Source organism: Oerskovia sp. USHLN155, from assembly GCF_037145535.1.
GTDB lineage: Bacteria > Actinomycetota > Actinomycetes > Actinomycetales > Cellulomonadaceae > Oerskovia > Oerskovia rustica.
Genome location: NZ_JBBCXG010000007.1, coordinates 104,104 through 117,428 on the forward strand (window position 1 = coordinate 104,104; position 13,325 = coordinate 117,428).

A 13,325-nucleotide genomic window follows, 5' to 3' on the forward strand; every position below is an offset into this window, starting at 1 on the left:
CGCGGCTCGCGCGGCCCCTGGGCCCGGTGCGGAGATAGCCTGTGACCGTGCCTTCCACGTCCCTCTCGACCCCGAGCCCTCGTCTCGTCGCCTGGTCGACGCCCCTGCGCACCCGCTTCCGCGGCCTCGACGCGCGCGACGGTCTGCTCGTGCGGGGCGAGGCCGGCTGGGCCGAGTTCTCGCCCTTCTGGGAGTACGACGACGCCGAGTCCGGCGCGTGGTTGCGGGCGGCGCGGGAGGCGGCGGACGTCGGCTGGCCGGCGCCCGTCCGGTCGAGCGTGCCGGTCAACGTCACGGTCCCGGCGACGGACCCCCAGCGCGCGCACGACATCGTGACGTCGTCCGACGGCTGCCGGACCGCGAAGGTCAAGGTCGCGCAGCGCGGCGGGGACGGTGTCGTCGAACCCGTCGACCGGGAGATCGCGCGCCTCGAGGCCGTCCGGGACGCCCTGGGGCCGGGCGGTCGGATCCGGGTCGACGCCAACGGTGGCTGGGAGCTCGACGAGGCCCTGCGGAGACTGCCCCTGCTCGACCGCGCCGCCGGCGGGCTCGAGTACGTCGAGCAGCCGTGCGCGAGCGTCGAGGACCTCGCCGCGGTGCGCCGCGCGACGTCGGTCCTGGTGGCCGCCGACGAGTCGATCCGCCGCGCCGAGGACCCCTTCGCGGTGCTGCGGGCCGAGGCCGCGGACGTCGTCGTGCTCAAGGTCCAGCCGCTCGGCGGTGTCCGGGCCTGCCTCGACCTGGCCGAGCGGGTCGGGCTGCCCGTGGTCGTCTCGTCCGCGCTCGAGTCCTCGGTCGGGCTGGCTGCCGGGCTGGCGCTCGCGGCAGCCCTTCCCGAGCTGCCCTTCGCATGCGGTCTCGCGACGTCCCAGCTCCTGACGCGCGACGTGGTCGACGAGCCGCTGCTGCCCGTGGGCGGTGAGATCGTGGTCCGTCGCCCGGAGCCGTCGGCCGCCGCTCTCGCGCGTGCGTCCGCGGACCAGGTCACGGCCGACCGGTGGGTCGAGCGGTACCGGCGCGTGGGCGCCCTCCTGGACGGAGCAGCGGCATGAGCGCCGCCGCGTCGGTCCCCCCGGCCCTGCCCCCTGCGGTCGCGGCGGCCCGCGAGATCGTCGCGGGCCTCGTCGCGGACGGGGTGCGTGACGTCGTCGTGTCGCCAGGGTCCCGCAGCGCGGCGCTCGCCTACGCGTTCGCCGCGGCCGACGCGGCGGGCCTGCTCACGCTGCACGTGCGCATCGACGAGCGGGCGGCCGCGTTCCTGGCCCTGGGCCTGTCGCGCGGGTCGCGGACGGCCGAGGGACCGGGCGGGCTGCTCCCCGTCGCCGTGGTGACCACGTCGGGGACGGCCGCCGCCAACCTGCACCCGGCGGTGCTCGAGGCGCACCACGCGGGGGTCCCGCTCGTGCTGCTCACGGCCGACCGGCCGCACGAGCTGCGCGGCACGGGGGCGAACCAGACGACGGACCAGGTCGGGCTGTACGGGTCCGCGGTCCGCCAGGCGGCCGACGTCCCGGCACCGGACGGGCGGCAGGGGGAGCTGGGGGACCTGCGCGCGGTCCTCGTCCGGGCGCTCGCCGCGGCCCGGGGGACCCGTTCCCGCTATCCGGGCCCGGTGCACCTCAACCTGGCGTTCCGTGAGCCCCTCGTTCCTCCAGCGGCGCTGGGAGCGATCCCGGCCGGTGCCTCCGCGAGCCACCCCTCGCCCGACCGGACCCTCGTGGCGGGGGTGCGCGACGACGTCGGGCCGTGGCCGCTCGACACGTCGCCGGCCACCGTCCTCGTCGCGGGCGACGGCGCGGGGGCGGACGCGCGACGGCTCGCCGAGGCGCGGGGCTGGCCCCTGCTCGCCGAGGCGTCGTCGGGGGCCGCTGCGGGCAGCCACGCGATCGCGGCGCACCGGCTCGTGCTGGGCGTGCTGGGGGAGCAGGTCGAGCGCGTCGTCGTCATGGGGCGCCCCACGCTCTCGCGCCCCGTCCAGCGGCTCCTCGCGCGCGCGGACGTCGAGGTGCTCGTCGTCGCGCCCGGCGGAGGGCCCTGGCCCGACGCGGCGCGCTCGGCGAGCACGATCCTGCCCGGCGTCCCGGTCGAGTGGTGGTCGGGGCCCGCGGGCGACCCGACCTGGCTGGACCTCTGGCGCGGCGCGGGGGAGGCAGCGCGCAAGGTCGTCGCCGACCGGGCGTCGGCCGCAGGCCCGACGACGCCGCTCGCGGTCGCGGCAGCGGTCGCCGAGGCCTCGGGCCCCGACGACGTGCTCGTGGTCGGGTCGAGCAACCCGGCGCGCGACCTCGACCTCGTGGTCGACTGGGACGTCTCGCCGCTCGTGCTCGCCAACCGCGGGCTCGCGGGCATCGACGGGATGCTCTCGACGGCGACGGGGGTCGCGCTCGCCGCGGCGCGCGCGGGTCGGCGCACGCGCGCGGTCGTCGGTGACCTCACGTTCCTGCACGACGTGGGAGGCCTCCTGCGCGGACCGCACGAGCCGGCCGCCGACCTCCAGGTCGTCGTGGTCAACGACGACGGCGGCTCGATCTTCGCGACGCTCGAGTACGGGGCGCTCGCCGAGGACGCCCCCGAGACGGCGACGGCGTTCGAGCGCGTGTTCTCGACGCCGCACGGCGCCGACCTGGCCGCGGTCTGCGCGGGGTACGGGGTCCGGCACCGGCTCGTCGCGGGCACAGCGGACCTCCGGGCCGAGCTAGCGCGCGCGCCCCGGGGGGTCGAGGTCGTCGAGGTCCGCGTCGAGCGTGCGGGACGCCGGGCCGAGGGCGCGGCGCTCGCCGCCGACGTCGCCGAGGCCGTGCAGCGCGCGCTGCCGCGGGGACACGGCGGCCGCGACCGCGCAGGACGGGACTCCTGAGAACCCTCCCAGGAGCGGTCGGGAACTCGCAGCGAACTCACAGGGACGTTCAAGGCACGTTCCAGCGCCGGGGTGTGAAGTAGTCCTCAGAACGAACGAGGAGGGAACACCCCATGACCGAGAACACCCCGCAGGTCCCCGAGCCCCAGGCTCCCCGCGACGGCGACACCCAGCGCATCGAGGCGCAGCCCACGCAGCAGCTCCCCGTCACCCCGACGGCCCCGGTCACCCCGGCGCCGCAGGCCCCCGGGCAGCAGCACTTCGCGGCCCCGCACCCGGCCCCCGTGCCCGCGCCGCCGGCGCAGCACGCGCCGCAGCAGCACGCGCCCTACGGCGCGCAGACGCCGTACGCCCCGCACGCCCCCTGTGCCGCGCAGGGGCAGCACGGCGCCCCGACGAGCACCGCGTACTCCGCGGCCGGCATGCCGCCCGCACCGCACGCCCCGGAGCAGGCTCCGGTCGCGACCAGGCGCAGCAAGACGTGGATCCCCGTGGTCGGCGCCGCAGCCGCGGCCGCGGTCCTCGCGAGCGCCGGCACGGCCGGGCTGCTCGGCGTCCTCGACGGCAACGGCTCGACCCGCAGCTCGCTCGCGTCGGTCGGGGAGACCAAGGAGAACTCGACGGTCCCGGTCTCGGACTCGACGTCGGAGAATCCGAACTGGCAGGCCGTGACGAGCGCCGTCGCACCGTCGGTCGTCTCGATCCAGGTCACCACGGCCGCGGGCGGTGCCGAGGGCTCGGGCGTCGTGATCGACACCGAGGGCCACGTCCTGACGAACAACCACGTCGTCGAGGGCGCGCAGGACGACACCGTCCAGGTCACGCTCAGCGACGGTCGTCTCTACGAGGCGAAGATCGTGGGTCTCGACCCGACGACCGACCTCGCGGTGGTCGAGCTCGTCGACCCGCCGAGCAACCTCACGCCTGCTTCGTTCGGTGACTCCGACGACGTCACCGTGGGCGAGTCGGTCCTGGCCGTCGGCAACCCGCTCGGCCTGGCCAACACGGCTACGACCGGCATCGTGTCCGCGCTCGACCGCCCGGTCGCCGCGTCGGGCTCCGACGGCGGCAGCACCGTGGTCACGAACGCGATCCAGATCGACGCCGCGATCAACCCGGGCAACTCCGGCGGGCCGCTGTTCAACGCGCAGGGAGAGGTCATCGGCATCACCTCGTCGATCGCGACCACGTCGAACCAGTCCGGTTCGATCGGTCTGGGCTTCGCCATCCCGGTGAACCTCGCGAAGAACATCAGCGCCCAGCTCATCGAGAACGGCACGGCCGAGCACGCGTTCCTGGGCGTGAGCATGACGGACGCGACGGCCACGGCCGACGGCGTCACGCGCCGCGGTGCCGAGGTCAAGTCCGTCTCGGACGGCTCCCCGGCCGCAGAGGCCGGCATCAAGACCGGTGACGTGATCGTCGCGATCGACGACAATCCCGTGAGCGGCGCCGAGTCGCTGACCGGGTTCGTGCGTGAGCGTGCGACCGGTGACGTCGCGAAGGTCACGCTGGTCCGGGACGGCAAGACGGTCGACGTCGACGTGACGCTCGCCGCGAAGCCGACGACCACGGACGGTCAGAGCGGCTCGGGCCAGCAGGGCTCGGGCTCCGACCAGGGTGGTTCCGGCCAGCAGCTCCCGGGCTCCGGCCAGGACGGTTCGAGCCAGGACGGCTCGGGCCAGGGCCAGTCCGACCAGACCAGCCCGAACAACCTGCCCAACCCCTTCGACTGGTTCAACGGTCAGGGCTGAGGCAGCACGAGCCGGACCCGGTGGCGTCGGCGGTGACGGTGGGAACCTCCCCCCGTGCCCGCCGTCGGCCGACGCCACTGCGGTCCTTCGACCGTCCCCCGGTCCGCGTTCCCCCCTGTCGACCGGCGGGACCACCGAGGTGAGGCCCTGTTCCCCTGCGGGTGCCCCTCGGATGCCCCGGTCCGTACGGTTCGCCGTACGGACCGGGGCATCGTCGCGTCCGGGGCCGGGCCGCGCGGGCCCTGAGACTCGGCGGGGCCGGGCTGCTCCAGGCCTACTGGTCGCGGACCGGCAGCGCCTCGTCGTCCGGGGTGGGCTGGGCGGGCACGGCCGGCCCGTCCCACGGAGACGTGAGGACGGGGTCGGCGTCGAGCAGCGCGAGAGTCTTGGTGGACCGCACCTCGGTGGTCGTGTACCCGAGCCCGTCGGCCACGTCGCGGGGCAGGACGTCGGCGAGCGTCACGCGCGTCGCGCGGAACTCCTGGCCCCAGGCCTCGACGGCGGCGACGAGCTGACCGGCGACGGTCGTACGGTCGGCGGCGGGGTCGACCGCGATCTCGTCGATCTCGACGACCGCGCCGTTGGCCGTGAACGTCAGGCGCTGGCTGGCCAGGAGGTAGCCGACGACGCCGGTCGTGTCCTCGGCGACCAGCAGCAAGGTGTCGAGCGCCCGCAGCAGGGGCCCGACGACGCGGTCGTGCGTGGCCCGGTCCGGTGCGTCCGGCTGGAGGCGGACGACGAGGAGCCAGAGGTCCTCGCGGTCTGCGGTCGTGGCGCGGCGTACGGCGACGTCGCTTTGCGTGGGGGCCAGAGTCATCGTCGTCGCATCGGTCACCGGGTGAACTTAACAGGCGGAACCGAACACTTCCGGGACGTGTCCGTCGAACGGTCCATTCGTCGCGTACTTCACGAAACCACGGGTGGAGTCCGGCGTCCTGGCGCCGTTCCAGCGGTGGCTACGCGTCCAGCGTGCGGACGCCCGTCTCACTCCCCGAGCGCGTACCGCATGGGTTCGAGCTTGGCCTCGGACTCCGCGAGCTCGGCCGCAGGGTCGGAGGCCGCGACGATGCCGCAGCCCGCGAAGAGACGCACGTGGTGCGGGTCCCGGGAGGACAGCTCGGCCGAGCGCAGCGCGATGCCCCACTCGCCGTCGCCGTCCGCGCCGAACCAGCCCACGGGGGCGGCGTAGCGAGCACGGTCCATGCCCTCGATCTCGCGGATGAGGTCACGAGCCGCGAGGGTCGGCGTCCCGCACACCGCGGCCGAGGGGTGCAGCGCGGCCGCGAGCGCCAGGCTCGTGGGTGCCGGTCGCCCGTCGGCCCCGGCCACGAGGACCCCCGTGACGTCGGAGGCCAGGTGCAGCACGTTGGGCAGGTGCAGCACGAACGGCGCGTCGGGGACGTTCATCGACGAGCAGAAGGGTGCGAGCGCGTCGGCCACCGACGCGACCGCGTACTCGTGCTCCTCGAGGTCCTTGGACGAGCGGGCCAGGTGGGCGGCGCGCAGCAGCGAGTCGTCGTCGGCCTCGGCCCCGCCCGACCGGCGGATCGTCCCGGCCAGGACGCGCGAGGTCACGAGGCCCTTCTCGCTGCGCACGAGCAGCTCGGGGGTCGCGCCGACCATGCCGTCGACCGAGAACGTCCAGCACGCGTCGTACGCGGTCGCGAGACGTCCGAGCATCCAGCGGGGGTCCACGGGGTGCTCGGCGGTCGCGACCACGTCCCGTGCGAGCACGACCTTCTCGAGGTCGCCCCGGCGGATGCGCTCGACGCCCTCGGCGACGACCGCGGTCCAGTCGTCCGCGCTGAGCGAGCCGTCGACCGTGGTCACGCGGCCGGGTGCGGCCACGGGCGTGCGGTGGGCCGGGTCGAGGACGGACGCGACGTCGTCGGGCAGGGCGTCGCCCTCCGAGATGCTCGTGACCCACGCCGTGCCTCCGGGACCGCCCCTGCGACCGACGACGACGCGCGGGACCAGGATCGTGCCGCCCGGGCGGGCGTCCCCCGTGGTGCCGGACGCGTCGTCGAACGCGAACGACCCGAACGCGACGAGCCCGCTGCCGGGCAGGGACACGTCGTCGTGCACGACGGCCGCACCCAGGACCTCCTGCCACGCGGCCTCGGCGTCGGCGAAGCGGCCGGGCCCCCAGGCCTCGAGCCGCAGGGTCTCGCCCCAGCCGACGATGCCGTCGCCGCGCCGCACCCAGGCGAGCGGCCGGGCGTCGGGCAGGAGGTCTGTCAGGGCCGTGAGGTCGTCCGGCAGCCCGTCGGGCAGCCTCGTCGTGCGCACGACGAGGCGAGGGACGGCGGGGGAGCCGGGGGAGCCGGTGCGGGGGGACCCTGCCGGGGCGGTGCCGAGGTCGTCGGGGCCTGCCGGGAGGTGGGAGTGCTCAGTCATCGTCTCCAGCGTAGGCGTGAAACGATGGGCGGCATGTCGCGAGCCAGCCTGGACAAGAAGCCCACCGAGGTCGCCTCCATGTTCGACGGGATCGCCCGTCGCTACGACCTCACGAACGACCTCATCTCCCTGGGGCAGGACCGGCGGTGGCGCAAGCACACGGTCGACGCCGTCGCGGCGCTGCCGGGTGAGCGTGTCCTGGACCTCGCGGCCGGGACGGGCACGTCGAGCGAGCCGTTCGCGGACGAGGGCGTCGAGGTCGTGCCGTGCGACTTCTCGGTCGGCATGCTCCAGGTCGGCAAGCGCCGACGCCCCGACATGCCCTTCGTCGCGGGGGACGCCACGGCGCTGCCCTTCGCCGACGCCTCGTTCGACGCCGTGACGATCTCGTTCGGTCTGCGCAACGTCGTGGACACGAGCGCCGCCCTGCGCGAGATGCTGCGCGTGACACGCCCGGGCGGGCGCCTGGTCGTGTGCGAGTTCTCCGAGCCGACGTGGAAGCCGTTCCGCGTGCTCTACACCGACGTCTTCATGCGGATGCTGCCGGTCGTGGCGGGGGCCGTGACCAAGGAGAAGGGCTCCTACGAGTACCTCGTCGAGTCCATCAAGACCTGGCCCACGCAGCCCGAGCTCGCGCACCTCATGCTCGACGCCGGCTGGGAGGGTGTCGCGTACCGGAACCTCAGCGGCGGCCTCGTCGCGCTGCACCGCGGGATCCGCCCCGCCTGACACGCCACACCGAGCGAGGTGCGCCCCGACACGCGGGTCGCGCCTCGCTCCGTGCTGCCCTCCTGCCCCTGCGAGCAGGGTGTTCGTCGCGCAACGAAGGGTTGCCTTGCTACACAATCGCGAGCATGTGTGGCTAGAGTGGCGATGTCCATTGTGAGCGACTTCACAAGGGTGTTACTGAGGCATGCCCGAGGGCGGATCGAGGTGAGAACGTGCGTGACAGGACCGACGACGCGGACGTCATCATCGTGGGTGCGGGCCCTGCAGGTGCCACCGCGGCCCACTACTGCGCCGCCGCCGGACTGAGCGTCCTCCTCCTCGAGAAGGCCTCCTTCCCCCGGGACAAGATCTGCGGCGACGGCCTCACGCCGCGCGCCGTGGGAGAGCTCGTCCGCATGGGGGTCCCCACGCGCGCCGAGGACGGCTGGATCCGCAACAAGGGCCTGCGCGTCGTCGCGAGCGGTCGCCGGTGGGAGCTGCCCTGGCCCGAGCTCAAGGCGTACCCCTCCTACGGGCTCGCCCGCTCCCGCATGAACCTCGACCAGACCCTCGCCGAGCACGCCCAGCGCACGGGCGCCAAGCTCCTCGAGCGCACCAACGTGACCGGCCCGATCCTCGATGAGCGCACCGGCCGGGTCGTGGGCGTCACGGCACGCCCCCTCGACGAGAACGGTCGCCGCGCGGGCGACGAGTACGAGCTGCGCGCCCCGGTCGTCATCGCGGCCGACGGCGTCTCGTCCCGCTTCGCGCTCGCGCTCGGCCTCGAGAAGCGCCAGGACCGGCCCATGGGGGTCGCCGTCCGCACCTACTTCAAGACCCCGCGGCACGACGACGCCTGGATGGAGTCGCACCTCGAGCTGTGGGACGGGCCGGCCGGGAGGTCGAACCTGCTCCCCGGCTACGGCTGGATCTTCGCGCTCGGCGACGGCACCGCGAACGTCGGCCTCGGGTCGGTCAACTCGACCCCCGCCCGCCAGTCCGCCGCGAACGTGGACTACAAGGACCTGTTCGCCAGGTGGATGGCCAACGCCCCCGCCGAGTGGGAGTTCACGCCGGAGAACCAGCTCGGCCCCGTGCGCGGCGCCGCGCTGCCCATGGGCTTCAACCGCAAGCCGCTCTACTCGCGCGGCGTCGTGCTCGTGGGTGACTCGGGCGGCATGGTCAGCCCCTTCAACGGCGAGGGCATCGCGTACGCGATGCAGGCCGCGCGCGTCGCCGCGGACGTCGTCGCGCAGTCCCGGGCCCGCAGCACCGACGCTGCCCGCGAGCGCACGCTCGCGACCTACCCCGAGATCATGCGCCGGGACCTGGGGGGCTACTACACGCTCGGCCGGTACTTCGTGCGGCTCATCGAGCACCCCGAGATCATGCGGCTGTGCACCAAGTACGGGCTGCCTCGACCGCTCGTCATGCGCTTCGTCCTCAAGCTGCTGTCCGACTGTTACGAACCCCGCGGTGGCGACGTCGTCGACCGCGTCATCGCAGGCCTGACGAGGGTGGTGCCATCGGCATGAGAGTCCTCGGTGCGACGGCAACGACGCCGTCCTCGCTGTACCTGCAGTCACCACCCTCACCCCCCTCGGACCCGGGCCCCCGCCGTCTCACGCGGTCGCCCGCCGGCAGCACTCTCGACACGCCCCCGCGCACCCCCCGGAGAGCAGACCGATGACCAACCCGTACGTGCCCGTCCTCGTCCTGATGGGTATCGGCGCCGTCCTCGCTCTCGGCGGAGTCGCCGCGAGCGCCGTGATCGGCCCCAAGCGGTACAACCGCGCCAAGCTCGACGCCTACGAGTGCGGCATCGAGCCCACTCCGCACGCGATCGGCGGAGGGCGCTTCCCGATCAAGTACTACCTCGTCGCGATGACCTTCATCATCTTCGACATCGAGGTGGTCTTCCTCTACCCGTGGGCGGTGGACTTCACGGTCCTTGCCACCTTCGGGCTCGTCGCCATGCTGAGCTTCCTCGCCCTGATCACCGTGCCGTTCGTCTACGAATGGCGCCGTGGCGGGTTCGAGTGGGACTAGCCGGAACCAGTTAGGGAGAACGCAGATGGGGATCGAGGAAGCTCCCTCGGGCTTCTTGCTCACGAGCGTGGAGAACCTCGCGGGGTACTTCCGCAAGGCGTCGCTGTGGCCGGTGACGTTCGGCCTGGCGTGCTGCGCCATCGAGATGATGGCGGCCGGCGCGTCGCGCTACGACCTGTCCCGCTTCGGCATGGAGGTCTTCCGCGCGTCGCCGCGGCAGGCCGACCTGATGATCGTCGCAGGTCGCGTGAGCCAGAAGATGGCGCCGGTGGTGCGCCAGGTCTACGACCAGATGTCCGAGCCCAAGTGGGTGCTGTCGATGGGCGTGTGCGCGTCGAGCGGCGGAATGTTCAACAACTACGCGATCGTCCAGGGCGTCGACCACATCGTGCCGGTGGACATCTACCTGCCCGGCTGCCCGCCGCGCCCGGAGATGCTCATCAACGCGATCCTCGCGCTGCACGACCAGATCCAGGCCGAGCCGCTCGGTGTGAACCGGCGCGAGGCGGCCAAGGCCGCCGAGGCCGCGGCGCTCGAGGCGACCCCGACGTTCCAGATGAAGGGACTGCTGCGGTGACGAGCACCAACGACGGACCGGGCGGTCGTCCGGCCGACGACGTCGCACGCGAGAAGGTCGCCAAGGGAGACGTGCCCGGCGACGAGCTCGTGGCGGGACCCGAGGCGGGCGGCCGCGAGCCGCTCGAGGTCGTCGAGGTCCGCACGGGCATGTTCGGGGCCAAGGGCTCGGGCGACACCTCCGGGTACGGCGGGCTCGTGCGGCCCGTGGTGCTGCCCGGGCCGAGCGCGCGCCCGTACGGCGGCTGGTTCGACGAGGCCGTCGACGTCCTGACCGAGGTCCTCGCCGAGGGCGGCGTGCGGTTCGAGGACGCGGTCGAGCAGGTCGTGGTGGACCCTCCGGGGCGCCACGCCGAGCTCACGCTGCACGTGCGCCGCGACCACGTCGTGACGGTCGCCCGCGCGCTGCGCGACGAGCAGGACCTGCGCTTCGAGCTGAGCATGGGCGTGAGCGGCGTGCACTACCCGCACGACGTGGGCCGCGAGCTGCACGCCGTCTACCACCTGACGTCGGTGACCCACGGGCGCAGCCTGCGCCTCGAGGTCTCCGTCCCGGACGCGGACCCGCACATCCCGTCGACCACGTCGGTCTACCCGTCCAACGACTGGCACGAGCGCGAGACGTGGGACTTCTTCGGCATCGTGTTCGACGGCCACCCGGCCCTCGCCCGCATCGAGATGCCCGACGACTGGCCCGGCCACCCGCAGCGCAAGGACTACCCGCTCGGCGGCATCCCGGTCGAGTACAAGGGCGCCACGGTGCCCCCGCCGGACCAGAGGAGGTCGTACTCGTGAGCACTTCCACCCCCCACGCCACGAAGGCGCCGTACGGGGACTTCGACCCGAGCATCCCCAGCTACGAGGCTGCGGGCGGGGACTGGGCGGACATCGCCGCCGAGGCCACCCAGCTCGGCGAGGAACGCATCGTCGTCAACATGGGCCCCCAGCACCCGTCCACGCACGGCGTGCTGCGGCTCATGCTCGAGATCGACGGCGAGACGGTCACCGAGGCCCGCTGCGGCGTCGGCTACCTGCACACGGGCATCGAGAAGAACATGGAGTACAGGACCTGGACCCAGGGGGTCACGTTCTGCACCCGCATGGACTACCTCGCCCCCCTGTTCCAGGAGACGGCGTACTGCCTCGCGGTCGAGAAGCTCCTCGGGATCACGGACGACGTGCCCGAGCGCGCGAGCATCATCCGCGTCCTCATGATGGAGCTCAACCGGATCGCCTCCCACCTGGTCTGCCTGGGCACGGGCGGCAACGAGATGGGCGCGACGACCGTCATGACCATCTCCTTCACGGCGCGAGAGGAGATCCTGCGGGTCTTCGAGGCCGTCACGGGCCTGCGCATGAACCACGCGTACGTGCGTCCGGGCGGCGTGGCGCAGGACGTCCCGCCGGACGTCGTGGCGCAGATCCGCAAGGCCGACCCGCTGATCCGCGGCTACCTCGGTCAGCTCGGCGACCTCATGCTCGCCAACCCGATCTTCAAGGGGCGCCTCCAGGGCGTCGGGCACCTCAACCTCTCGGGCTGCATGGCGCTCGCGATCACGGGCCCGGTGCTGCGCTCGACGGGCCTGCCGTACGACGTGCGCAAGGCCGCCCCGTACTGCGGCTACGAGACCTACGACTTCGACGTCCCCACCTCGGACGAGGCCGACTGCTACTCGCGGGTCGTGCTGCGCCTCGAGGAGTGCTACCAGTCGCTGCGCATCGTCGAGCAGTGCCTCGAACGCCTCGAGGCCACGGCGGGTCAGCCCGTCATGGTCGCCGACAAGAAGATCGCGTGGCCCGCTCAGCTCGCGGTCGGCGCGGACGGCCAGGGCAACTCGCTCGACCACATCCGCGAGATCATGGGCACCTCGATGGAGGCCCTGATCCACCACTTCAAGCTGGTCACCGAGGGTTTCCGGGTCCCGGTCGGCCAGGTGTTCCAGTCGGTCGAGCACCCTCGTGGCGAGCTCGGCGTGCACCTGGTGTCCGACGGCGGCACGCGCCCCTACCGGGCCCACTTCCGTGATCCTTCGTTCAACAACCTGCAGGCGGTCGCCGTGATGTGCGAGGGCGGCCAGGTCGCCGACGTCGTCGTCGCGGTCGCCTCGCTCGACCCGGTGCTGGGAGGGGTGGACCGATGACGCTCGAGGCTCACAGGTCCGGATACGACGAGGCGACGTACGCGCGTCTCGCCACGGACACCGCGGCGATCGTCGCCCGGTACCCGGAGAAGAGGTCCGCGCTGCTGCCCATGCTGCACCTGGTGCAGTCGGAGGACGGCTACGTCTCGCGCGACGGCATCGCGTTCTGCGCCGAGCAGCTCGGCATCACGGCCGCCGAGGTGTCGGCCGTCGCGACCTTCTACACGCAGTACAAGCGCCACCCCAACGGGACGTACACCGTGGGCGTGTGCACCAACACGCTGTGCGCGATCATGGGCGGCGACGAGATCTTCGACGAGCTCTCGGAGCACCTGGGCGTCGGGCACGACGAGACGACCGACGACGGGGCCATCACCCTCGAGCGGGTCGAGTGCAACGCGGCGTGCGACTACGCACCCGTCGTGATGGTCAACTGGGAGTTCTTCGACAACCAGACGCCCGCGGGCGCCACGCAGCTGGCTGACCGGCTCCGGGCGGGCGAGGACGTCGCCCCCACGCGCGGCGCCGCCTCGGTCTGCACGTTCAAGCAGATGAGCCGCGTGCTCGCCGGGTTCTCGGACGGCCGCGCGGACGAGGGCGTCGGGGCCGGCGGGCCCACGCTCGCCGGGCTCCGCCTGGCCCGTGAGCACGACTGGACCGCGCCCGCCGGTGCGGCTCCGGAGCAGGTCGACGGGTCGGCCACGGACGCGGGCGCGGCGGCCGCGGAGGGCGCCTCCGCCGTCGGGCAGGAGCAGTCCAGCGCCGAGCGCAGGCCCACCACGCCCGCCGACGCCACGGGCGCCACGCCCGACGCCTCGAAGGGGAAGCAGCCGTGAGCGAGAA

At 73.4% G+C, this 13,325-nt stretch carries 12 protein-coding genes; 10 read left to right on the plus strand and 2 right to left on the minus strand.

What is annotated here, in order from left to right:
- Positions 1-41 precede the first annotated feature (41 nt).
- The 3 genes from WFH32_RS11535 (at position 42) to WFH32_RS11545 (ending at position 4,611) form a co-directional block, all read left to right on the plus strand.
- Positions 42-1,052: an o-succinylbenzoate synthase gene (locus WFH32_RS11535; protein ID WP_442946331.1), complete on the plus strand. Its 1,011-nt coding sequence runs from the start codon at positions 42-44 to the stop codon at positions 1,050-1,052.
- On the plus strand, positions 1,049-2,857 hold the full coding sequence (gene menD / locus WFH32_RS11540; RefSeq protein WP_336707514.1) for a 2-succinyl-5-enolpyruvyl-6-hydroxy-3-cyclohexene-1-carboxylic-acid synthase: 1,809 nt from the start codon (positions 1,049-1,051) through the stop codon (positions 2,855-2,857). The genes WFH32_RS11535 and menD overlap by 4 nt, the downstream gene beginning before the upstream one ends.
- A 113-nt stretch (positions 2,858-2,970) precedes the next feature.
- Entirely contained in the window at positions 2,971-4,611 is a 1,641-nt protein-coding gene (locus WFH32_RS11545; protein ID WP_336707515.1) for a S1C family serine protease, read from the plus strand.
- A 274-nt stretch (positions 4,612-4,885) separates the two neighbouring features.
- On the opposite strand, the gene WFH32_RS11550 is transcribed toward WFH32_RS11545, so the two are convergent.
- Positions 4,886-5,428, minus strand: coding sequence for a GNAT family N-acetyltransferase (locus WFH32_RS11550; protein WP_336707516.1), 543 nt, complete (start codon positions 5,426-5,428; stop codon positions 4,886-4,888).
- A gap of 167 nt (positions 5,429-5,595) precedes the next feature.
- Positions 5,596-7,008, minus strand: a complete 1,413-nt coding sequence (locus WFH32_RS11555; RefSeq protein WP_336707518.1) for an isochorismate synthase — start codon at positions 7,006-7,008, stop codon at positions 5,596-5,598.
- A 33-nt stretch (positions 7,009-7,041) separates the two neighbouring features.
- Between WFH32_RS11555 and WFH32_RS11560 the strand changes: the two genes are divergently transcribed.
- The 7 genes from WFH32_RS11560 (at position 7,042) to nuoE (ending at position 13,318) form a co-directional block, all read left to right on the plus strand.
- Positions 7,042-7,737 carry a demethylmenaquinone methyltransferase gene (locus WFH32_RS11560; protein WP_138825663.1) on the plus strand — a complete coding sequence of 232 codons (696 nt, stop codon included), beginning with the start codon at positions 7,042-7,044 and terminating at the stop codon, positions 7,735-7,737.
- A gap of 212 nt (positions 7,738-7,949) precedes the next feature.
- Positions 7,950-9,251: a geranylgeranyl reductase family protein gene (locus tag WFH32_RS11565; RefSeq protein WP_336707519.1), complete on the plus strand. Its 1,302-nt coding sequence runs from the start codon at positions 7,950-7,952 to the stop codon at positions 9,249-9,251.
- Positions 9,252-9,402: 151 nt separating this feature from the next.
- The gene (locus tag WFH32_RS11570; RefSeq protein ID WP_056649801.1) at positions 9,403-9,765 is read left to right on the plus strand and encodes an NADH-quinone oxidoreductase subunit A; all 363 of its coding nucleotides are present in this window, start codon (positions 9,403-9,405) and stop codon (positions 9,763-9,765) included.
- 25 nt (positions 9,766-9,790) lie between these two features.
- Positions 9,791-10,342 (plus strand): NuoB/complex I 20 kDa subunit family protein, encoded by a 552-nt coding sequence (locus WFH32_RS11575; protein WP_138825659.1) that lies wholly within the window; start codon positions 9,791-9,793, stop codon positions 10,340-10,342.
- 71 nt (positions 10,343-10,413) lie between these two features.
- Complete coding sequence (locus WFH32_RS11580) at positions 10,414-11,136, plus strand: NADH-quinone oxidoreductase subunit C (protein ID WP_318244197.1); 723 nt, start codon at positions 10,414-10,416, stop codon at positions 11,134-11,136.
- Positions 11,133-12,482: an NADH-quinone oxidoreductase subunit D gene (locus tag WFH32_RS11585; protein WP_191796951.1), complete on the plus strand. Its 1,350-nt coding sequence runs from the start codon at positions 11,133-11,135 to the stop codon at positions 12,480-12,482. The genes WFH32_RS11580 and WFH32_RS11585 overlap by 4 nt, the downstream gene beginning before the upstream one ends.
- On the plus strand, positions 12,479-13,318 hold the full coding sequence (gene nuoE, locus WFH32_RS11590) for an NADH-quinone oxidoreductase subunit NuoE (protein WP_336707520.1): 840 nt from the start codon (positions 12,479-12,481) through the stop codon (positions 13,316-13,318). Before WFH32_RS11585 ends, nuoE begins: the two co-directional genes overlap by 4 nt.
- The last annotated feature ends 7 nt before the right edge of the window (positions 13,319-13,325 follow it).

Excerpts from the sequence above, each read along its gene's own strand:
- nuoE (WP_336707520.1), top strand. The coding sequence starts at position 12,479 with ATGACGCTCGAGGCTCACAGGTCCGGATACGACGAGGCGACGTACGCG.
- WFH32_RS11555 (WP_336707518.1), bottom strand. The coding sequence starts at position 7,008 with ATGACTGAGCACTCCCACCTCCCGGCAGGCCCCGACGACCTCGGCACC.
- WFH32_RS11550 (WP_336707516.1), bottom strand. The coding sequence starts at position 5,428 with ATGACTCTGGCCCCCACGCAAAGCGACGTCGCCGTACGCCGCGCCACG.
- WFH32_RS11545 (WP_336707515.1), top strand. The coding sequence starts at position 2,971 with ATGACCGAGAACACCCCGCAGGTCCCCGAGCCCCAGGCTCCCCGCGAC.
- WFH32_RS11570 (WP_056649801.1), top strand. The coding sequence starts at position 9,403 with ATGACCAACCCGTACGTGCCCGTCCTCGTCCTGATGGGTATCGGCGCC.
- WFH32_RS11575 (WP_138825659.1), top strand. The coding sequence starts at position 9,791 with ATGGGGATCGAGGAAGCTCCCTCGGGCTTCTTGCTCACGAGCGTGGAG.
- WFH32_RS11560 (WP_138825663.1), top strand. The coding sequence starts at position 7,042 with ATGTCGCGAGCCAGCCTGGACAAGAAGCCCACCGAGGTCGCCTCCATG.
- menD (WP_336707514.1), top strand. The coding sequence starts at position 1,049 with ATGAGCGCCGCCGCGTCGGTCCCCCCGGCCCTGCCCCCTGCGGTCGCG.